The organism is Bacillus sp. FJAT-50079, from assembly GCF_018343515.1.
Classification (GTDB): Bacteria; Bacillota; Bacilli; order Bacillales; family Bacillaceae_C; genus Lederbergia.
The window spans coordinates 16,382-39,539 of sequence record NZ_JAGYPD010000003.1 but is presented as its reverse complement, the minus strand read 5'-3'; the positions used below and the strand labels follow the sequence as shown (position 1 = coordinate 39,539).

Here is a 23,158-nt window from a genome sequence, read left to right as displayed (position 1 = left end):
AGATACAGACTTTGTATTTAATGGTTTTACTGCTACTTGAGTCACGACGATCCCCCCTTGATTGTTATAAAGTCACAGCTGTAATATTTAGTTACATATGAACTATTAGTACAGACACTCTTACCTTCATACCTTGTATCATAAAGAGAAGTAGAATTTATTCTAGCTTTCTTTATTTATACAACTCTATTACTTTTTTGACCGCCACTCATCCAACTGTTTTTGCTTTTCAGCTATTATTTTGTCAAGACCAGACGCCTTTAACTTTCCATTGAATTCTTGCAAACTCTTTTCTGGGTCTAATGTACCCGTTTCGAGACCCGCTCGATATTGATTTAATACATTTGTAGCTGCCGCAATTTCCGTCTTAACTGGGTCTGGGTCAAAATTAAAACCAAAGACTGGTGAAAGAGTTGCATTTTCATTATGTTCCTTCATTTGTTCCCAATAATCAGGGCCATTTTCCTCCCATGGACTAGTAAGGAAGTTGTTTCCAATTTGCCATGCTCCAAATGTGTACCCACTCTCAATAAGACCTTCTGGCTTAGCAATGACACCTTCATCCTTCACGATATAATGTTTGCCCTCAATTCCATTCGCAATCAAATTCATAATATCCGCATCAGTATAAAGTAGATTCATTAATTCCATTGCCTTTTCAGGGTATTTGCTATTTCTAGGAATCGACATCATCATACTGGTTGCTCTAGTAGTAGGCAAAATCGCATCTGCTAATCTTACTGCAACCATTTCATAACCTGTTAAACGACTTTGTTGTGATTCATATCCCGGTTTCATATGGGAGAAAAATCCAAACCCCTTGCCAGCTTTAACAATATTCTCCATTGTTTCATCGGAGGTAGCAGCATCCTTTATGATATATCCTGCTTGGAACCATTCTCTTACTAATTCGATAGATCCTTTATAATCAGGATTTTCAAACATATTTTCGACATTCCCGTCACCATTCATCGCAACCACACCTAGTGCGTCTCCCAATGTATCAAAGTAATGGTCCGATATTCTACCAGCTGGTGTAACTAGCTTTGTGTTTGCTATTACATTCATGCTTGGTTCATTTTCTTTAATTGTTTGAAAGACGGGTCCAAGATCTTCGAAAGTCTCCACTTGAGAGAGATCAATATTATATTTTTCCACGAGGTCTTTTCTCATAAGAAAACCATAATCTGTCGCCCAGTCTTTAATACTCGGAACCCCGTAGGTAATCCCTTTTATTTTTGTTGCCTCAAGCATGTGCTCAGGGACTACGTCTAAAATCCCCTGACCATGGGATACAAGTAAATCGTCTAAAGGAATTATCTGACCTTTTACTGCTTGTGTTCCATACCCCATACCACCAAAAGTTACAAGGAGATCCAATTTTTCATTACCTGTCATCATTAGGTTTGTTTGCTGTTGCCATGCTGCGCCTCCAATTGGTAAAAGATTCACAGTAGCATTAATTTTTTCTTTTGTAATCTTATTGATTTCTCCTTCCACCAATTTGATATCATCCGAATTCGTTGAAAACATCATGGCTAATGTGAGTTCGACATTTTCTTCATTGCTGGAATTCCCTCCTGAACTTGCCGTTTTTCCTCCAGAAGCACAACCTGCTAGTGCTACAATAAATGCCAGTGCAAGAAGCGGGAGCATCCTTAATGTTTTTAATTTTTCTACCATACTAAATCCTCCTATGTAGTTAACTTAACTAAAGGTAAGCGTTAACATTTTTTTTACATAAGCTATCTGATCCATTTTGTACTATTAATGTTACCTAACTCTAGGATTAACCACATTCAATCTAACGACTTTCCACTTTAACTTTTCAGACTGTTCTGTACCATCTATAAAAGGAAATATGAAATCAAGTTGTTTTTTTAATAATAAAATGGTGAGGTATGTTTGATAAGATATTTATAGCTTTTTCTTTTGTCCTCCATTGTTAGTTTCAACAATCGGGTTTCTACGAGCAGCAGCTCCCACCTAAACTTCTAAGTTAAAGGCGGGAGTCTTGCTGACCGTTAATGAATAGATCAATCATTAAATTTGCCACTAATTTTTATTTTGCAGTTCGCCACTCATCCAATTGTTTTTGCTTCTCGGCAATAATTTTGTCAAGACCAGCTGCTTTTAACTTTTCATTAAATTCTTGCAAACTCTTTTCGGGATCTAAGGTACCCGTTTCCAGACCTGCTCGATATTGATTTAAGACATTTGTAGCTGCTGCAATTTCCGTCTTAACTGGATCTGGATTAAAAGTAAAACCGAAGGCTGGAGAAAGTCTAGCCTTTCTATTAAATTTGTCCATTTTATCCCAGTAATCTGGACCGTTTGCTTCCCATGGATATGTGAGGAAATTGTTTCCAATCATGAATGCACCAAAAGTATAGCCACTTTTGGTTACTCCTTCTGGCAAAGCAATAACACCTTCATCCTTCACAATATAATGTTTGCCCTCAATTCCATTAGCAAACAAATTCATAATTTCTGCATCTGTATAGAGAAGATTCATGAACTCCATTGCCTTTTCGGGAGTTTGACTATTTTTAGGAATTGACATCATAAAAGTAGTAGCTCTACTAGTTGTTAATTGAGGTTCAGTAAACCTTACTGCAACCATTTCATAACCTGTTAATCGACTTTCTTGAGACTCATACCCTGGTTTCATATGACTAAAATAACCAAAACCTTTTCCTGATTTCACAATACTTGCAGAATCATCGTCTGAAGTAGCCGCATCTTTCATTATATAGCCCGCCAGGAACCATTCTCTTACTAAATCTATTGACTTCTTATAATCAGAGTGATCGAACATATTCTCGACCTCGCCATCACCTTCCATAGAGAGCACCCCTAAAGAGTCCCCTAATCCGTCAAAATACTGTTCAGATATCCTTCCAGCTGGTGTTTGTAGCTTTGTGTTAGCCATTGGATAGATCCCTGGTTCATTGTCTAATATTGTCTGAAAAACAGGACCTAGATCTTCATAAGTCTTGATTTGGGTAAGATCAATATTATACTTTTCCACAAGGTCCTTTCTCATAATAAAGCCATAGTCAATCGCCCAGTCTTTAATACTAGGAACTGAATAACTAATTCCGTTAATTTTCGTTGCTTCCAGCATATGTTCTGGTACTACATCTATAATCCCTTGACCATGTGATACGAGTAAGTCATCTAATGGAATAATCTGGCCTTTTACTGCTTGGGAACCAAAATTCATGGCACCCATCGTTATAATTAGATCCAATTTTTCATTACCTGTCATCATTAGGTTTGTTTGTTGTTGCCATGCTGAATAGCCTATCCCCAAAAGATTTACTCTAGCACTAATTTTCTCTTGGGTAATTTTATTAATTTCTTCTTCTACCAATTTTAGATCATCAACATTTCCACCTGTTAGCATGGCTAATGTAAGTTCGACAACCTCTTCATCATCCTCATTAGATTCTGCCCCTGTGCTTGCCGTTTTTTCCCCTGAAGCACAACCTGCCAACGCTACGATAAATGCGAGTACGAAAATCGAGAGCAACTTTAGTGATTTTAACCTTTTAACCATACTAATCCCCCTTATTTTCTTCGATATATGATAGCGCTTACAAAGCGTTATTAGTAATTAACTATAATCAACTTTATGTATAACTACATCTAATAAACCGACATATCATTTTAATTATTTCGACTTTTCCTAATAATGTTTCAATAATGTTGGAGTTGTTATGGTAATGAATGCTATATCGTAAGAAAACTTACACTATTGCTTACGAGATAGCATTCAGCGCGCTTACTCTCCTGAATAGACTCTACGAAACTCCACTGGACTATGTCTGGTTACTTTCTTAAAGATCGTCGAAAAATAAGAAAAACTCGAATAGCCTGATTCAAGTGCAATGTCGCTAACAGACATATTCGTATGTAATAACAATTCTTTCGCTGTTTCTATTCTCTCCTGCTGTAGATAATCCGATAGCGACAAACCAGTCTCCTTTTTAAAGACCCTTGTTAAATAATCAGGATTTAAATAAACATAATTAGCAATATCCTCTCTTGATAGTTTCTGCACACCTATATTTTCTTTAATAAATTGTTTTACTTTATCCACCACTGAATTGCTTTCATGGGATTTGTGAAGCTGATCCATCGCAACATCAATAATTAAGTTCAACCATTCTTGTAAGCTATTTATGGATGTAAAAATCTTTTCTGTATTAGCTGTAAGGATGTTTTTTGAGAATACTTGGTTCGCTTGTATTCCTTTCATTTGTAAAACATAGAAAAGCATTTGTAAAAAATCCTGATAAAATAACTGTAAAGATTGAGATGTTAATACAGGTCCTTTGCATCTCAATGACTCAATGTAGTCATTCATCTCAACAATAAGTTTTTCCTTTGAGCCTATTTTCATTAATTCTAACCACTCAGTTACAGGAAACTGAGGTATAGTAGATTGTCCCCTTTTTTCAGACTTAAGTTCGATGACCTGGTTGATCATTGTTACATTATCGCGATCTAAATCTTTTAATGATTGAATCATCTCCAATAATTCATAGATACGCACCTGTTTTCCAACATAGCAACAAAGATCACAATCAAAATACTGTCTAAACTTTAATATGAAATTTTGGCAACGGTTCATATGGTTATTTCCACTTCTAGGTAGAATGATCAGCATATACCCGGAACCTAACTCAATAGATGCAGCTTCCCTATCATTTTTTGCAATTTCCTCTTGAATTGCATTTTTAAGTGCAGCTTCCATCATTTTCTCTTCTTCAACAGTTAATCCAGCTTTCCACCGTTGAACATGAATAAGTATTGGTAAATAGTATATTGAATCATCTATATTAATTTTATTTATATCTAGATATTCCCTAACTTTATCTTTTGTTGATGGGATGGCTTGATTAACCAAATTCAGCCAAAAACGTTCTATCATTATATTTTCATGTGTCTTTTGTAACTGAAAATATGATTCTCCCACCTTATTCAATTGCTTATCCTTGGTTATTTTTTGTAATGCTTCTTGAATCACTTCCTCAAGCTCGGAATAATCGACGGGCTTCAGCAAATAATTAAAGCTATTTAATTGTAGAGCCTGTTTGGCATACGAGAAGTCTGCATGGGCACTAAGAAAAATCGTTTCTGTTTCAGAATAATATTCTCTTACCCATTTCAATAAATCGATGCCGGTACCTTTTGGCATATCTATATCAGAGATTAAGAGATCTACTCGATGATTTTGAAACACCTTTTGTGCCTGTTTTAAGTTATAAGCCGTATGGATCGTTGAAATATTAAGTTTCTTCCACTGAACACCCGCCTCAACACCACGAATCGCATGAATTTCATCATCTACAATGAGCACATGAAATTGTTTCATAGAAAATACCCCTCTCAATATTGTTCCTTAACCGGAATCTCTATTCTGATTGTTGCTCCTTTTCCTTGCTCATTCGAAAATCGAATGGTTGCTGCTCCACCATACAAGAGCTTTAGTCTTCGTTTCACATTCCAAATCCCGATCCGTTCCCCTTCTTCACTAACTAATGGTCTATTACATTTTAATTTCGCTAATACTTCTTGAGGAAATCCTTCGCCAGTATCTTGAATTTGAATATGAATGATATCCGGTTCCTCAATTTCTTGCCAAACATCTACCGTAATGTTGATCGGGTCATCCATATTAAATGCATGCTTAATCGAATTTTCGACTAATGTTTGGATCATTAATGGGGGAATATTGCATTTTTTTAATTCTTCTTGAACAAACAATTCATATGAAAATGAATTGGGGAATCTAAGTTCTTGAATATTCAAATAATTATCCGTATGCTTGATTTCATCTTCAACTGTGACGAAATACGAATTGCTCTTAAACATAAAACGAAAATAGTTCGCGAGACTTCTTGACATTTCCTGAATGAGACGAAAGTCTTTCACTGTTGCGAGATTATAAATAATATTTAATGAGTTAAGAAAGAAATGCGGATTAATTTGCAGTTGCAAATGATGCAACTCAGCCTTCTGATGGTTTAACTTTTCTTCATAGACATTAATTTTCAGATTGCGTATTCTAGAACTCATTTCGTTGAATGACTCATTCATCAATTCAAATTCCGATGAACTCTTAGCATCTGGAAGCCGAATATCGAAGTCACCTTTACGTAGTTTTTTCATCGCTCTGACTAGTCGATGAATCGGCAAAATAAACACCTTTCTCATAATAAAAATAAATAATAGCAAAAACAACACCGCCCCGATAGAAATGAAAGTTGAGATTCTTTGTATAAATGGTAACTTTTCCAGAATCGTATGTTCAGGAATTAAAGCAACAAGTTGAAAATCAGCTTTTCTCGACTGTTCGCTCATCACCAAGAAACGATCATTGTCTCCTGAAATTTCATATGTATTTGTGTCAGATCTTAAGTTAATCCCTTCGTCCAGCACAAATTTCTTTTGGGTAATCGGCTTAAAGTCAGAGGTAGCTAGGAGGGCCCTCCCCGATTCTCCAAAATCGATATGTTCAAAAGGAAAGATCAGTGTCTCCAAATCTACCCACGCACCTACATAGACATCATCATTTTTTATAAGATAAAGCAAATAGTCCCGATCCTTCCCTTCCCACATTTGCCATTGACCATTTAGAAATTTGTCTGGATTTCCGCCTAGTAAATTAGCTATTTCTTCTGAAGTTGCTTGTCTCTCGATAAAGCTTTCCCCAAAATTTTGTGTGTAAATGAGATCTTTATATAGGCGGGAATAGATAAAAACAGAATCTATCGTTGTATAAAAATTGGACTGTGGAGAAATCGATTGATACAAGCGGAGCTTCGCCTCTACATAATCATTGTAATCGGTTGCTCGATTTGCTTGGAGGTAGTATAAATCACCCTCTTGTGATACTTGAAATACATACTCCCCTACTCCATCTAAATCATGATCGATCTGTCTCATATAAATATTCAACATATTTTTATTAGATTGTGATACTTGGTTTCTTACTACATCAACAGCATAATGATTATTTACAATCAACACAGCAATAAGTGGACCAATAATGAAACATATACTCAAAAACAATTTAAACACTAAAGAATTCCAAAATGGACTGATCCGTCGCAATCTCTTACCCCCTATATAGACTTTTTTATATGCGATTGTTATAGCGACATACTAGCAAACGAAGTATCAAATTGTCTAGATTTTTTTATCTATAAACGGGAAAAGAGGCTCCTCTTTAGGAACCCCTTTCGTTTACATATTTTTCATAGAAGCCACTCGCCATATTTAGGGATACTTTCATTTTTCGTATACTCATCCACTTCTTTTAGTGATTGGACAACGCGATTCATATCCAACTTTTTCACAATTTCATTAATTGCCTCGACCCCAGCTGCAGCCAATGCTTCGCGTTCTTCCGCCGTTTTTAATAAGGGAGTAACCATATGGGTCGACGCTTCATCGAAATAATAGCCAATCGCCCCTGATTGATATGCTAATTTCCCTAGAGGAGCAGCTGGAATATTTTGCATCGCCTTCATCATTTTGTTTACATCATAAGTGACTGAATTCGACTCTGAAACGTTAAGCGGCACATCCTCAAGTCTTCCTAAAATTGAATAAGCGCCTATCGTCATTTCGTGAAACTTCTCCATAAAATTAAAGCTTAAATCTTTGATTGATTCAACTGCCATGATCATATCGATATATAATACTGGCACCTTTGTACGATCGAAAAAATCTCTTACCATCGAACTCACGGTTAAATATGCTGGACCATGGGAAGTAAAATATACTTGCCTTCTAAATCCTTGCTTTAATAATGATTCAGCTATTTTATCTAAATAAGCCATTCCATCCTTAATGCTCATTTGGACCGTTCCTCTGCCAGTTGGTGTGGCCCCTGCGAAGAAGTATGGTAAATTATGCAGGACCAGACCATCGGTTTCTTCTGCCATTTTCAATGTAACTGCTTCAGCTAATACGGTTTCCGAATCAAGCGGGAGAGCGCCATGTGTTTCCGTTACCCCAACTGGAACAAAAATAAGATCGTTTCTTGTTAAATATTCTTCTACTTCTCCATTTGTTAATTTTGATAGAAATCTTGTACGCATATGAAAACCTCCTACTTTATTAAGATACTCTTCTCCCTTTAAGTGTTACATACATCTCCTCTGTCTTGTCTTTGTTTAAATTAAAAATCAAACCGACCCCAATTAAAATCAAAATGAATGTAATGATCGGCATACCTGTGTACATTTTCAATACGCCTTGTGCTACTTCTGATGATTGTGATTTAGCCCCTGAAACAAAGCCTACCCAGCCAAGTGCATAACTACCAATTGCGGAGCCAATCCCCATCCCTACCTTTCTAGAGAAAGAATAGATTGAATAGAGTGTGCCATCATAGCGTTTTCCTGTTTGAAGTTCCGTATAATCCAAGCAATCTGTCACAAGCGCCCAAACAACCATAACGAAAACAGACGAACCAATCATCGCTATATTGTATAAAACCATGAACACATACACATTTTCAATCGTAACCAAGGTTAATAGTGTTGCTGCAATTAAACTAAATGCAGCAGTAGCAATAACCAAATTCCTTTTATTAAACTTTTCTACAAGTTTAGGAACAATGATAAATAATGTCATTGTAATGAAAATGCTAATAAAGGAGTTGATTGCAAACGCTGATGGCATATGATAATATTCTGCAAAAACAATTGCCGCTAATTGAGCTACACCATTGATCATAATAAGTGAACCGACTGAAGCAACCATCATCCCCATTAAAGGTCTATTTTTAAACGCTGATTTTAGAGCGTCCATGAATTTATAATCTGCTTTTTGTCCAGCAGGTTGATCATCGCGAATACGTTCCGTTGTTAGTCTTACTAATAAGGTATATGACAAAAGGGATAAAATACTGAATACAATTGCAACATGGAAGAAGGCTTCTGGAATGATGTTTCCAGCTTTATCATAAATAAACATAGGAACGAACGATAAAGCACCTAATCCAACAATCATCCCACCAATCGCACGAGCTCGAGATAATTTCGTTCGTTCAATCGGATCATTCGTAATAACAGCTGCTAATGACCCATAAGGGATCGAATCTGCTGTGTAGGCGATTCCAAAAAAGAGATAAACAGCAACGACCCATATATGAATGATCGTGGAAGAAAAATTTGATACATCAGCGAAGGATAATAGTAATGAAGCAGCCAAAAACCATTTAGAGATACTAATATAAGGTAAAAACTTATCCCCACTTTTTCCTATTTTCCAACGGTCTGGAATGGTTCCCATAATTACATCTGTAAAAGCATCGAATATGCGAGCAACTAAAAATAAGGTTCCCATAAAGTAAGGGCTTACACCTAGAACATAGGTTGCAAATATTAGAAAAAATGCGCCTATGTACAAATTAACAAAACTACCCCCGACGTCTCCTAACATATAGCCAATTTGATCTCGAATACCAAATTTTCGTGTTTTCATCATATATAATCCTCCGATATTTATAAATTCCAAAATGAATACACTTAAACAGCTCTTAGACTATCGAATGTTTATCGATATATTAAAACAATATCTTTACAACCAACTGAGCACTTTATCCCCTCTATGAATCTTATTTTTTAAAGAACTGGATTTAGTGTCATCAAACTTCCTCCTAGGAATGTTTTCACCCGCAGTTAATAGATGGTTTGGTTACTTAACAAACTTATTTGTAAGCGCTATACAAATGATTAATCATAATTATACCGGCGTTTATTTTAATAAACTTGCAATAATATCGCAGTTTTTTATACTAAACTTGCATTCCATCAAAAAGAGCATTCTTACTCGCTTTATTTGCGAACAAGAAGGCTCTTAGTGCTTCCTTTTAAATTCAAGTGGAGTTACTCCTTCCTCCCTCTTGAAAATTCTAGAAAAATATTGTGGACTGCTAAAACCTACAATCATTGCAATTTCAGTCATTGAAAGAGTTGAATAAGTGAGCAGCTGCTTTGCTTCCTTTATCCTTCTTTTGCTTCGAAAATGACTGATCGTTATTCCTTTTTCCTTTTTAAAGACACGCATTAAATGGGATGGATGAACATGAATGTTTCGAGCAATTTCTTCAATTGAAATATCCTCGGCAAAATTCATTTCGATATAATTTTCCGCTTTTTCTACAATGGAGGTATTTTCATTGGTTTTTATTCGTATGGTAGAATCGGAATAATCGTGTAACATATTCAAATGAAGTTGTTCAAGCTGTGAAATTGTATCACTATGCTCTATTAGAATCGCATATTTTTCTGTCATATAGTGGGATTGCGGAGCACTTAATCCACCTTTGCCGGCGTAATGGCCGTAAAGTGTATTATGCGATAACAGAAAATTTTTATAAGAACGCAACCGATTCCCAGGAGTTCTCTTTAGTAAATCAAACGAATCATCTTTCATCATTTGATCCATTTTCCCAATAAAATGGTCCATTTTCGCTCGATCACCACTCTTAATAGCGTGCAACAAACGATCTCTAAATCGGTGACCATCTTCAATAATTGTTTGTTTATCCAAGGATTCGTCCTCCTTTTTTCGCATTATAACGCAAATAATGGCAGGTATGAATAAGTCACCTCTAAATATTTTGAATACTTCGTGTGTTCATTCTTTCATTTCCATGTTATAATGTAGAAATGTTTATAATAAAGCGAGGAAGTGGATGGACGCCATGATAGAAACAAAGGAGAAAGAACAAACCGTGCATATAGAAGATATTCTGATTGCGTATCAATCTTTAAAAGATGTAGTGGCACATACACCTTTGCAAAAAAACGAACGATTATCTGAGAAATATAATTGTAACGTGTATGTGAAAAGGGAAGACTTACAACACGTACGTTCATTTAAATTACGTGGGGCTTATTACAAAATCAAAACAATAGAAAATGAAGCGCGTCAAAAAGGCGTTGTTTGTGCAAGTGCAGGAAATCATGCTCAAGGTGTAGCATTTGCCTGTGCTCATTTAGGGATTAATGGAAAAATCTTTATGCCACAAACGACCCCCCGCCAAAAAATTGATCAGGTGAAGATGTTTGGAAAAGATCAAGTTGAAATCGTCCTAATTGGAGATACATTTGACGACTCGGCTGCGAGTGCAACTGTTTGTGCCGAAAAGGAAGATCGAATTTTCATTCATCCATTTGATGATCATCGCGTTATCGCTGGGCAAGGTACGGTTGCGATTGAAATTATGAATGACATTGAAGAACCAGTTGACTTTGTGTTTGCGAGCATCGGCGGTGGCGGGCTCATGGCGGGCTTAAGCACATATATAAAAAATGTTTCTCCACATACAAAAATGGTAGGAGTTGAACCTTCAGGAGCATTAAGTATGAAGGCAGCTTTTGAAAATAAGGAAGTTACTCCGCTCCAAACGATCGATAAATTTGTTGATGGAGCCGCAGTAAAATGCGTTGGCCAACAAACATACAATCTTTGTAAAAAATATGTAAATGATATTATTGGCGTTCCTGAAGGTAAAGTATGTACGACGATTTTGGATCTTTACAATGAGCACGCAATTATTGCGGAGCCAGCGGGAGCATTGCCAATTGCTGCATTGGATTTTTATAAAGAAGAAATTAAAGGAAAATCAGTTGTTTGTGTCATTAGCGGTGGAAATAATGACATTGGCAGAATGCAGGAAATCAAAGAGAAATCACTTATTTACGAAGGACTTCTCTATTACTTTATCGTTAACTTCCCGCAACGTGCCGGAGCATTGCGTGAATTTCTAGATGGCGTACTTGGACCGGAAGACGATATTACTACTTTTGAATATACAAAGAAGAACAACAAGGAAAGCGGACCGGGTCTTGTTGGCATTGAATTAAAACACCGAGAAGACTATGGAGGTCTGATTCAACGCATGAGGGAAAAAGGCTTCGACTATACTGAAGTGAATAAAGATAGTACATTGTTTAATTTGTTAATATGACGTTTTTAGAGGGCATCCATTGGGAGCCCTCTTCTTTCATTTTTATAAGTGATTCACAGCTCCACTATCGCTTTAATCACTTTTGACTCTGGCAAAAGCCAGCCTTCAAATTGATCGATCATTTCATTAAATTGACACCTATGGGTAATATAGCGGTCAATATCAATTTCCCCCGCTGATAAAGTCTCTAACACATAATCAAAATCTTCACGCGTTGCATTTCTACTACTCAAAAGTGTTAGTTCTTTCTTATGAAACTCTGGATCTGAGAAACTGATCTCGTCCTTGACCAGCCCAACATAAACTAAAGATCCTCCATGTGCAACATATTGAAATGCCTTTGTCATCGATTTCACATTTCCTGTCGCATCAAATACAATCGTGGGTAAATCGCCATTTGTCAGCTCTTCCAATCTTTCTAACGGTTTATGTAATCCATTCACAGTGGCATCGACCTTAGCCCAGCTTTTGCAAAACCCCAACCTTTCTTCATTAATATCCATCGCTATCACATTTGCCCCTTGATCTTTAGCAAAAGCCATTACACCTAATCCAATAGGCCCCGCACCAATAACGAGTATGGTCTCTCTTTTCGTTAAAAAAGAACGCCTCACTGCATGTGCTCCGATCGCCAACGGTTCAGCCATTGCTGCTTCATCGAGCGTCAAGCCCGCTGTTTTCACAAGATTTTTAACTGGAACTGAAATCTTTTCCCTCATCCCACCATCTTGGTGAACACCGATTACTTTCATTTCCGTACAGCAGTTTGTTTTGCCCCTCCGGCAGGCTATACATATCCCACATTCAAGATACGGAATAATGGCCACTTGATCACCTGAACGAATTCCATCTGCATTCTCACCGATCTCTTCAACGATGCCTCCTAACTCATGTCCGAGTATACGCGGATAAGTAAAATAGGGCTGGTTTCCCCTATATGCATGCAAGTCTGTCCCACATATTCCAATCCTTTTTATTCGCACGATCGCCCTCCCTGGCTGTAAAATAGGAGCCTTAATTTCTTTAACTGCGAATTCATTTGGTTTTACGCACACAATACTTTTCATTTAGATTTCTCCTCCGCCCCACTTTGCCATGTCTGATTATGAATCGGTTCCAATATTTCTAAAACCTCTTGCAATAACTCTTTATTGATTGGTTCATTCACCCAATCAATATTTCTCTTTATATTCTCTGCGCTCGCTGTACCTACAAGTGTGGTCGGAATTCGTTCGTTTTGAACAGCATATTGGATAGCTAATTTTGAAAGGTTTTCGCCTTTGTTTTTACAATGGAGTAATGCTTTTTTGCAGATTTCTTTAATCTTTTCATTAGCTGGATGCCAGGTCGGCGGACCATTCGTGCTTAATAGCCCCATCGAAAGTGGCGATGCATTGATAAGTCCGATTCCATTTTGTTCTAGTTTAGGTAAAAGGCTTAATAAAGATGTATCATTCAATGAATAATGGCAATAGGAAAGTATGACGTCTAATTCGGTTTTCTCGATTATCTTTTCAAAAATAGAAAGAGGTAGAGCAGAAACGCCAAAAAAGCGGATCTTTCCTTGCCTTTTTAATTGAATCAAGGCTTCTATCCCTTCATCAATAACCTCGTCCTGGTGCCCAAACTCTATATCATGAAGTAATAAAATGTCTAAGTAATCCGTATTTAATCGCTTTAAACTTTCTTCAGCACTTTTTATGATGCTCCTCTTTGAAAAATCAAATGTATTATCACCGTATCTGCCAGCTTTAGAAGACAAAAAATAGGAATCTCTTGAGAGTTCTTTCAAGGCTTTCCCAAGTACCGTTTCAGCTTTCGTCAATCCATAATAAGGTGAAACATCTATCATATTAATTCCTCGATCAACTGCTTCATGAACAGTCCGAATTCCTTCTTTTTCATTAATTGCTCTAAAAACAGAGCCTAATGACGACGCGCCATAACTTAAAATTGATACATCCAACCCTGTATTGCCAAGCTTTCTATATTTCACAGCTCCCCATCTCCCAGTTTATAAAATCGCCTAGCATTACTGCCAAAGATCTTTTCTTTTTCATCGATCATCAAAGTATCTGGTAAAGCATTTTCCAACACATTCACAACTTCATCGTAGCTGGCAGCTAATAAGCACACTGGCCAATCACTTCCAAACATTACACGATCTGTACCAAATTCATTTAAGATATGGTGTACATATGGGTCGAAATCTTTCTGTTCCCAAGCACTATGATCTGCCTCGGTGACCATCCCCGAAAGTTTACAATAAATATGGTCATGCTTGGCAATATGACTCATCTCTGTTTTCCACGGCTCCATTTCATGGGAGGAAATACTCGGCTTAGCTATATGATCAATCACTCCCCGCAGCCCTGGTACTTTTTCGAGTAACTGATTTAATATCGGTAGCTGATGATGGACAACGAGTAAATCAATTGGAACATCCTCTAACGCAAAATATTTTAAGGCATCGATATAATTTGATTGAAGCACGGTCCCTGCGTCTTCTAGGTCTTGAATCATTAAACGAATACCAACTAACTTAGGATGACTTCTAAGTTTTTCAAATTGGTTTTTTAAATTGGCAGCCTCTAAATCTAGCCATCCAACAACTCCAGCGATAGATTCTGTTTGATTACTTAATTCAAGGAGGAATAATGTCTCTTCAATTGTAGGTGCAGCTTGGACTAATATTGTTTGATCTATTTGATGTTTATGTAAATGAGATACCAGGTCATTGGGCAAAAAATCCCGATACAACTTTGTTATATCGGGAGTAATCCAACCGTAGTCCCCACGTTTAATTTTCCAATAATGTTGATGAGCATCAATTCGCATTTTCTTAACCTCCTGGGATTAACTTTTCCCAAAAAGAACAGCCCTAGGCTATCCCTTTGAAGTAAGCTCCTTTACCTTTCGTGCATTTTCTATAATTGGCAATGTCCATTCTAAATCAAAGTCGTATAACGTTCCATTTAATGGAATACCATTTTTATCATAGCCCATCATTTCATAGTACGTTTCAATGGCATTTGTAAATGTTTCTTCATTTAAAACCAAACTGGCCAATCTGCCTATTTTTAACGGTTCTTTATAAAATCTCTCCGGAAGACGATCATCTTCCTTCGTCATTCCTTCCCTTATATTATAAATACGCATCAAATGATTTCTTCTTGCTCCCCACTTCATCAGTTCATATGAACTAGTTTTCCAGCCTGTAATAATTTCCACGAGCTCTGCCATCCCATTTAGCGGAAATACTCGAGTCGGTGCGCTGGCAAATACGCATAAATTTAGCGCATCACATGCGCTCCACACATTATTTAACGCTTTAAAATTCTTTACCTTATCTGGACCAACATATTGCATTGGAATTCGTTCTAAAATGCCTAATGTTCGCGAACTTTCCATCGTATGACTCCAACCAACTTCCACATCGTAATCCCAATCATGTTCAGAAATATCATATCTTGGACCGATCGGTGCAGTTGCATAGCCAAGACCTAAATTCGTTTGGCTTCTTGGCTCAAATGAAACCATCTCAATCCCTTTTACATGCAAAGCAAAGTCTTTTGCTCGCTCTCCAATCTTCTCCGCCGCCCTCTTCGAACCTTCAGCAAGAACGTCCCCGAATCCGGTTCTCGTTGCAATATTACTGATTAATTGGACTATATCTTTTTCATTGCCAAAGTGAAGCTCCATCCCATCTGTATCTATATTCATTAGAACCCCGTTTTCGTAGCATTCCATCACAAAGCTAATTGTAAATCCTAATGATACGGGATCAAGTCCTAATAAATTGCATAGCGCATTCATTTCAAGCATAAGCTGCAAATTTTCATTACCAATATTGGGACCTAAACTTCCTGTTACTTCCTGATGGATTCCTGTTGATTTTTTCGGTACGTCGGCATTGGGTACTAAATATTTTATACAGTCATTCGGACATCCCGGACAAGCCTTGCTCCCTTCATAATATTGTAAAAACCGATCGCGGCTATAATTTTCACGGGCAGGAAATAGGTTTTTCTTAAAATTTTCAACGCCTAAATAGGCGGTATCGTCGTCAGCCAAATCAACCCAAGCGGAGAAACCGGGCGCTTCCTTCTGCCACATGCTTAACTCATTTGTAAGCATGTTTGTCGCAAACTCCTGTTTCACTTCCTTCAACCGTTGCTCATCGAAAATTGGCGGTAAATTTTTTCCTTTTATTACGACTGCTTTTACATTTTTTGATCCCATGACTGCACCAACACCGAGGCGCATCGCTTGATTGGAGCGTGAAGTCACAATGCTTGCATAGCGAACTAAATTTTCACCGGCCTTGCCGATTGTTGCAACTTCAATCTCATCTTTTCCATGCCTTTCTTCCAACAAGCTAGTCGTTTCATTCGTATCTTTCCCCCACAATAAGGAAGCTTCTAAAACGTCGATGTTTCCATCTTCAATCATTACATATACAGGAGTCTCCGATTTTCCATGGATGATGATTGCGTCAAAACCAGATCCTTTTAATGATTGTGCCCACGGTCCTTCACATCTTGTTTCTCCAATTCCTTGTGATAGTGGCGATTTTGTTATGACACTGAATCTTGCAAGCCCAGGCCCATCATTTCCCGCAATAATACTTGAAGCGAAGATTAAGAGATTTTCAGGATCATACGCATCAATTTTCGCAGGAGTATCGCGAAGCATAAAATATGTTCCTAATAATCCCCCACCTGCATATATGCGATACCAATTTTCATCCATTGTCTCAACCTTTGTTGTCCTCGTTGCCAAATCAATATGTGCAATCTTTTGATGATATCCATAAACTGCCAATTACATCATCCTTTCTGCTATGTATAAAATGGTCACTTCTACTCGAAGTGACCATTGCTAAGTTTATTTGTATAATGGCCCAAAATTTGTACATGCACGATAATCAGCAGCTTCCAAATCATCTGTCCCAAACATATTCCATGCGCTTGGACGGAAAATTCTTTCTTCCTCGACATTATGCATATTGACTGGAATTCTAAGCATGGAAGCCATCGTAATCAAATCAGCGCCGATATGGCCGTAGCTTAATACGCAATGGTTTGCTCCCCAATTATTCATAACAGAATATACATCCTTAAACGCACCTTTTCCTGTCAATTTCGGGACAAACCAAGTTGTCGGCCAAGTTGGATCTGTTCGTAAATCGAGTGTGTCATGAATCTCATCCCCGGGGTCTACTGTAAAACCTTCGGCAATTTGAAGGACCGGTCCAAGTCCTTTAACTAAATTCAGACGGGCAATTGTTACAGGCATTTCTCCTGTTGTTTTAAAATCAGTCGAATAGCCTCCGCCGCGGAAATATTCCGTTGAAGCTGGACGCCATAATGTAGCATCTAAAGTCGCTTTTACTTCTTCATCTGCAATCTCCCAATATGGCTTAATAGCTGGTTTTCCATCTTTTTTCTGCTGGCCTGCTCCATCAAGTGCGGCCGAACCAGAGTTTAATAGATGAATAAAACCATCTTTCGCTCTACCTGTAAGTTCCTTGCCTGTGACACGTTTGACCGCATCTGGACTCCAATACGTTCTTACATCCGCGAAAACTTGAGCGGTATTCGTTATGAGATGTCCCATTGCCATCGTCACGCCGTTTAGGCTGTCATTTTCCGTTGCTACTAAATACGGTGCACGCTTTCCGTTCCAATCAAAGGATGAATTAAGAATCGTTTCCATAAAGTCACCATTTGGAAAATGGTCTGTCCACTGGCGCTGCCCTTGAAAACCGGAAATGAGCGCATTTCTTCCCATCGCCTCTTCCTCATAGCCCATTTCAGCTAGTTTTTCATTTCCAACCATTAAGTCACGCGTGATTAATGCCATTTTTACCGACGTTTCCCAATCTTGCGCTTTCTGTTGATCAGAACGCTTAAATTCCTCTTTGTTCAAATCCTCTCCTTCACGAAGATTTTCCTTCACCCACGCTAACGCTTTTCCATATTCCTCCTTATCATATAATTCGAGATCAAAACGTCGAACAAATTCTGACATATCAATGTATTCATTTCTCATGCCAAAATATTCTTGGAAAAAGTCTTCTTGAACCATGCTACCTGCGATTCCCATTGATACAGATCCCATCGACAGATAGGACTTTCCTTTCATCATCGCAACCGCCAATCCTGCTTTCGCGAAGCTAATGAGCTTTTTCCTTACATCATCAGGAATATTCTCATCCCCTGCATCTTGAACATCTTCTCCATAAATTCCAAACGCTGGGAGACCCTTTTGGTTATGTCCCGCGAGCACTGCCGCCAAATATACTGCTCCTGGACGTTCTGTTCCGTTGAATCCCCACACAGCCTTCGGTAAATGTGGATCCATATCCATCGTCTCTGAGCCATAGCACCAACAAGGTGTAACCGTAATCGATACGCCTACACCTTCCCGAGCAAATTTTTCTGCCGCGTTTGCAGCTTCCACCACTCCGCCGATGCAAGTGTCAGCAATGACACATTCAACAGGTTCTCCGTTGTAATATTTAAGTTCTTTCGATAGTAATTCAGCAACATTTTGCGCCATTTTCATCGTCGTTTCTTCTAAAGATTCCCTTACTCCTCTACGTCTCCCATCAATCGCTGGTCGGATTCCAATTTTCGGCAAGCTACCGATGTATCGTTTCTCTTTCATCATTTATTCCCCCATTCGTTGTATTAATGTATCTTTTGACTCCATCCAGTCCTTCTCATCCTGCGGCATATACTCTTTTTTACAGAAGGATCTTGCAACAAGGTCCCGGCCTTCTTTGAACGAGGCAATTTCTCCAATTGCCCGAAGTTGTGATAAGCCATTTCCAATAGAGCTCGCTTCAACGGGTCCTGCTATGACTCGCTTTCCTGTGGCATTGGCAAGGAATTGGCACAAGATTTCGTTTTGACTTCCACCACCGCCGATATGAATGACTTCGGCTTTTTTCCTTGTTATTTCTTCTAAATTGGCAATCGTTTTTGCATATTTTAATGCCATGCTTTCAATGATGCAACGCAGCATTTCTTGTTGATTCGTTGGTGGTGTTTGCTTCGTTCGTTTGCAATACTGTTCAATTGCTACTGTCATTGATGAAGGATTGAAAAATAGCGAGTCATCAGGATCGATGTATGTATGACTTTTCTTGGCCGTTTTGATCATGGCATTTTCTTGCTCATAATTAAGCGCTTGTCCATTGTTTTGCCAATCTTTACGTAATTGTTGTAAAATCCAAAATCCGGTTGCATTTTTTTGAAAACGATAATTTCCTTCGCTCGTCCCTTCGTTCGTAAAACCATTATGAAAAGCAGCCTCTGTAATGACTGGATTTTCCACTTCCATCCCAATAAGTGTCCACGTGCCGACGCTCATAAAAATTGCATCATCCTGCTGAATTGGCAATGCGGATAGAGCGCAGGCAGTATCGTGTCCTGGTGTTAAAATAACCGGAATTTTCGGCAGTTGATGTTTCGTTGATACATTCCCAATAATTTGATGGGGCATATGAACATTTGCCAATGGGGGCGGCTTTTGAAAAAATATTTGGAGAAGCTCTTTATTCCACTCTTTCTTTTTACCAAGAAGCTGGGAAGTCGAAGCAATTGTATATTCATTGACCGCAATCCCAGTTAAAGCATATTGAAGCAAGTTCGGCATCATTAATATCGACTTTGCTTGTTCTAACAATTCGGGCCATTTCGATTCTATCGCCATTAATTGAAAGAGTGTATTAATTGAAGAAACTTCATTTCCTGTTTTTTTAAAAAGATCAAAAGCACTTAATTGCTTTTGGGCTTTATCGACAAACGGTTCTGTATGAGGATCACGATAGGAAAATGGATTTGAGACGAGCAGTCCCGCATCATCCACAATCCCAAAATCAACACCCCATGTGTCAATCCCTATTCCGCCAATCGGCTGATCGATCGTATTTGTTGCAAGTTTGATTCCTTTTATAATTTCTTTTTCCAAAAAATGATGATCCCAATAATAATGTCCATCTTTATACACAGGTTGATTACGGAAGCGGTGTATTTCCTTTAGTTTAATTTTTTCCCCATCAAAGCTTATGGCAGTAAGCCTTCCATTTGACGCACCCAAATCAAAGGCGAGAACATGAGTCATTCCACTCCCCCCTAATTTTGTAGCAAGCTTGAACGATACTTTTCAGATGAAAGATTTCGTAAATCATCGCATTCCTCATTGCTCAATATACGTAGCCCGCCATGGATTGTACCAATCGTATAAACCTTCGCTGACTCTTCTGTCAGCTGCATGAAGAAAAAAGCTTCCTTCATCGTTCTTCCAAGCGTTAATACTCCATGATTTCTCATTACGACCACATCATGATCAGTCGCTAGTCCAGCAACCGCATCGGCTAACACATGAGTGGTTGGAATTAAGTAATCCAAATAGCCAATTTTTTTAATCATTGCTGGGAAATCCGGAAATATTGGAGGAATATCTTTACCAGATGATGATACACCAACCGAATAAGTTGGATGGGCGTGCAAGACAGCATTAACGTTCTGATTCTTTCGAAAACATACGAGATGCATAAGCACTTCTGATGAAGGTTTTAAATCCCCGATGATTTTCCCTGTATCAATATGGACTTTCACCCATTGATCATCCTCGATTTCTTTTAAATCAAATCCGCTCGGAGAAATGTACATATATTCGCCATCACGCATACTCAGATTTCCTCCGGCACCAACAACGAGCCCAGAATCAACAAGGCGAGCTGCATATTTTTTTAACTCTTGAATGACTTGTATCATGATTCATTCTCCTTTCGCCTTTTAAAATAAGTGGCTAGGACAAAAGTTATTTATCAAATCAAAATCCGAACACTAGCAACTGCAAATAACTCGCTTCAGAAATAGACCTTCGCTTTCCGCGTGCGGCTGTTGAACCTCTGGCCAACAGGATGTTGGTCCGAAGCCGTTGTCACATGATGTGGCGAATTTAGGCTTCGTTCCTTAAACACACCGCGGCCTCAACGATGCCTTTCTTGCCGCATTATTTCACATATATTTCCTACGCTAAGCTATTTCCATCGTTCGCCTACGGAATTGATCACTTTAGTTATGTCCTAGCCCCTTATTGTTTTAGTGCTTATTCATAAAGAGCCGCTTTAATATCTTCCTCATCCATATTATCTTTGTCGTACCAATAGAAGCCTGTATCAATGTTTTTTTCTACACTCTCTCCTTTGATTGCAGCTACGGCAGCTTTCACCGTTTCATAGCCAATTCCAACTGGATTTTGCGTCACGGCTCCAATCATTAAACCATCTTTAATTGCATCAATTTGTGCTTTTCCAGAGTCAAATCCAACGACGACAAGATCACCAGACTTATTTAGTTCACGAACCGCATTCACAACACCGATTGCTGAACCTTCATTTGAACCAAAAATTCCTTTCAAATCTGGATGCGCTTGCATCATTGCTTTTGCTAAGTCAGTAGATTTCAAGTGATCTCCACCACCGTATTGAATATCAATAATTTCAATGTCTGGGTAGTCTGATTCAATTTTTTCTTTAAACCCGTCTCGACGCTCAACACCTGTTACAGATGTTTGGTCATGAACAACCATAGCAATTTTCCCGCTTTTCCCGATCGCTTCAGCCATTTTTTCTGCTGCAAGTGCAGATGCTGCCTTATTATCAGTTGAAGCGGTTGAAAGTGGAATATCACTATCTACCCCCGAATCGAATGCAATGACAGGTATGTCATTGCTTTTTGCTTCATCCAAAAGTGGTCCAGATGCTTTTGAGTCTAACGCTGCAAAACCAATTGCATCCGGTCCTTTATCAAGAGCAGCTCGAAGCATATCAATTTGTTTATCAACTTGTGATTCACTTTCCGGTCCTTCAAACGTAATCTTCACATCAAATTCATCAGCCGCTTGTTCGGCACCTTGTTTTACCGCTTGCCAAAATTGATGCTGAAAACCTTTTGATACGATTGCAATATACGTATCGCCGTCTCCTCCTCCTTCATTTGACGAAGCTTTTTCACCATCCGAATTACATGCTGCTAAAAACAGAGACATGACGAGAATAACACTTAAAATCCAAGCTTTTTTCTTCATCCTTTTCTCCCCTTTTTTTAAAATATAGTTAGTCTAATATAGACGTCCTACCGCTAATCTTTTTTCTTTCGAAGCATGTCGGCATATACAGCTAATATAATGACTAATCCAACAACAACTGTTTGCCATTCCTGTGGAATTGACATAATGCGCAATCCATTTGTAAGTACACTCATGATGAGCGCACCGATCACCGTTCCTACGATCGTTCCTTTTCCCCCGCTTAATGATGTGCCTCCGATGACGACCGCCGCGATCGCTTCAAGTTCATAACCTTGTCCTAGTGCTGGTTGAGCAGAATTTAGTCTCGACGCCATTAACACACCCGCAATTCCAGTAAAAGCTCCCGCAAGTGTATAGATTGTTATTTTCCAAAAGTTCACATTCACTCCAGATAGTTTTGTTGCTTCTTCATTACTACCAATCGCAAAATTATATCTTCCAAGAATTGTTTTTGATAAAATGACCCCACCAATAATCGCCATAATAAAGAAAATCAAAATGGCGTTCGGTACATTGATTCCGGGAATGATCGATCCTAGTGAAATCTTCGTAAATGCTGGATGATCGCTGAAGTAGATTGGTGCTGCTCCTGATATGACGAGCGCTAATCCTTTTGCAACCATCATCATCGCAAGAGTTGCAATGAACGGTGGAATATTTAATTTCGCTATCGCAATTCCACATAAAAATCCACAAGCTGCCCCTGTTAGTACTCCACCAATGATTCCAATCCAAATCGGTGTTCCTGCTTGAACAACGAACACGCCAGTCATAACAGATGATAATGTCATTACTGTTCCTACTGAAAGATCAATTCCTCCGGTGATAATGACAAAGGTAGCTCCTAACGCAAGAATCCCGATGACCGCTGTTGACAGCAAAATTCCAATTAAGTTGTTATATTGTAAAAAACTACTTGATGCGAGCGAGAAAAAAATAATTAATACTAGTAAACTTCCAAAAGCTAGAAGCTGTTGGATCGCCCCTGACGATAATTTCTTCTCCTTTACACCTTTCGGCTGGACAACTGTTTCTAGATTCATTTGC

General features: G+C 38.3%; 17 protein-coding genes. 1 reads left to right on the top strand and 16 read right to left on the bottom strand.

What is annotated here, in order from left to right; all coding sequences use genetic code 11:
- Positions 1-189: 189 nt before the first annotated feature.
- The 7 genes from KHA95_RS07965 to KHA95_RS07935 all read right to left on the bottom strand — a co-directional run bounded on the left by KHA95_RS07965 (position 190) and on the right by KHA95_RS07935 (position 10,578).
- Complete coding sequence (locus KHA95_RS07965; protein WP_213136982.1) at positions 190-1,683, bottom strand: ABC transporter substrate-binding protein; 1,494 nt, start codon at positions 1,681-1,683, stop codon at positions 190-192.
- Between the two features lie 379 nt (positions 1,684-2,062).
- Positions 2,063-3,562 carry an ABC transporter substrate-binding protein gene (locus KHA95_RS07960; protein WP_213136981.1) on the bottom strand — a complete coding sequence of 500 codons (1,500 nt, stop codon included), beginning with the start codon at positions 3,560-3,562 and terminating at the stop codon, positions 2,063-2,065.
- Positions 3,563-3,787: 225 nt separating this feature from the next.
- Complete coding sequence (locus KHA95_RS07955) at positions 3,788-5,383, bottom strand: response regulator (protein WP_213136980.1); 1,596 nt, start codon at positions 5,381-5,383, stop codon at positions 3,788-3,790.
- A 14-nt stretch (positions 5,384-5,397) separates the two neighbouring features.
- Positions 5,398-7,125, bottom strand: a complete 1,728-nt coding sequence (locus KHA95_RS07950) for a sensor histidine kinase (protein ID WP_213136979.1) — start codon at positions 7,123-7,125, stop codon at positions 5,398-5,400.
- 143 nt (positions 7,126-7,268) lie between these two features.
- Positions 7,269-8,117 carry a creatininase family protein gene (locus tag KHA95_RS07945; RefSeq protein WP_213136978.1) on the bottom strand — a complete coding sequence of 283 codons (849 nt, stop codon included), beginning with the start codon at positions 8,115-8,117 and terminating at the stop codon, positions 7,269-7,271.
- Between the two features lie 19 nt (positions 8,118-8,136).
- Positions 8,137-9,510 carry an MFS transporter gene (locus tag KHA95_RS07940; protein ID WP_213136977.1) on the bottom strand — a complete coding sequence of 458 codons (1,374 nt, stop codon included), beginning with the start codon at positions 9,508-9,510 and terminating at the stop codon, positions 8,137-8,139.
- A 372-nt stretch (positions 9,511-9,882) separates the two neighbouring features.
- Positions 9,883-10,578 (bottom strand): helix-turn-helix transcriptional regulator, encoded by a 696-nt coding sequence (locus KHA95_RS07935; protein WP_213136976.1) that lies wholly within the window; start codon positions 10,576-10,578, stop codon positions 9,883-9,885.
- 154 nt (positions 10,579-10,732) lie between these two features.
- Between KHA95_RS07935 and ilvA the strand changes: the two genes are divergently transcribed.
- The gene (ilvA, locus tag KHA95_RS07930; RefSeq protein WP_213136975.1) at positions 10,733-12,001 is read left to right on the top strand and encodes a threonine ammonia-lyase IlvA; all 1,269 of its coding nucleotides are present in this window, start codon (positions 10,733-10,735) and stop codon (positions 11,999-12,001) included.
- Positions 12,002-12,054: 53 nt separating this feature from the next.
- Here the strand turns inward: ilvA and KHA95_RS07925 are convergent, their stop codons facing one another.
- The 9 genes from KHA95_RS07925 to KHA95_RS07885 all read right to left on the bottom strand — a co-directional run bounded on the left by KHA95_RS07925 (position 12,055) and on the right by KHA95_RS07885 (position 23,154).
- The gene (locus tag KHA95_RS07925) at positions 12,055-13,068 is read right to left on the bottom strand and encodes a zinc-binding alcohol dehydrogenase family protein (protein WP_213136974.1); all 1,014 of its coding nucleotides are present in this window, start codon (positions 13,066-13,068) and stop codon (positions 12,055-12,057) included.
- Positions 13,065-13,997 carry an aldo/keto reductase gene (locus KHA95_RS07920; protein ID WP_213136973.1) on the bottom strand — a complete coding sequence of 311 codons (933 nt, stop codon included), beginning with the start codon at positions 13,995-13,997 and terminating at the stop codon, positions 13,065-13,067. Before KHA95_RS07920 ends, KHA95_RS07925 begins: the two co-directional genes overlap by 4 nt.
- Positions 13,994-14,839, bottom strand: a complete 846-nt coding sequence (locus tag KHA95_RS07915; protein ID WP_213136972.1) for an amidohydrolase family protein — start codon at positions 14,837-14,839, stop codon at positions 13,994-13,996. The genes KHA95_RS07920 and KHA95_RS07915 overlap by 4 nt, the downstream gene beginning before the upstream one ends.
- 48 nt (positions 14,840-14,887) lie before the next feature.
- A complete protein-coding gene (locus KHA95_RS07910; protein ID WP_213136971.1) occupies positions 14,888-16,825 on the bottom strand; it encodes an aldehyde ferredoxin oxidoreductase family protein in 1,938 nt (645 codons plus the stop codon).
- Between the two features lie 63 nt (positions 16,826-16,888).
- Positions 16,889-18,673 (bottom strand): L-fucose isomerase, encoded by a 1,785-nt coding sequence (locus tag KHA95_RS07905; RefSeq protein WP_213136970.1) that lies wholly within the window; start codon positions 18,671-18,673, stop codon positions 16,889-16,891.
- 3 nt (positions 18,674-18,676) lie between these two features.
- A complete protein-coding gene (locus tag KHA95_RS07900; RefSeq protein ID WP_213136969.1) occupies positions 18,677-20,134 on the bottom strand; it encodes a rhamnulokinase in 1,458 nt (485 codons plus the stop codon).
- Between the two features lie 11 nt (positions 20,135-20,145).
- Positions 20,146-20,790, bottom strand: coding sequence for a class II aldolase/adducin family protein (locus KHA95_RS07895; RefSeq protein ID WP_213136968.1), 645 nt, complete (start codon positions 20,788-20,790; stop codon positions 20,146-20,148).
- A 337-nt stretch (positions 20,791-21,127) separates the two neighbouring features.
- Positions 21,128-22,108, bottom strand: coding sequence for an ABC transporter substrate-binding protein (locus tag KHA95_RS07890; protein WP_213136967.1), 981 nt, complete (start codon positions 22,106-22,108; stop codon positions 21,128-21,130).
- A 53-nt stretch (positions 22,109-22,161) separates the two neighbouring features.
- Positions 22,162-23,154, bottom strand: coding sequence for an ABC transporter permease (locus KHA95_RS07885; protein ID WP_213136966.1), 993 nt, complete (start codon positions 23,152-23,154; stop codon positions 22,162-22,164).
- Between the last annotated feature and the right edge of the window lie 4 nt (positions 23,155-23,158).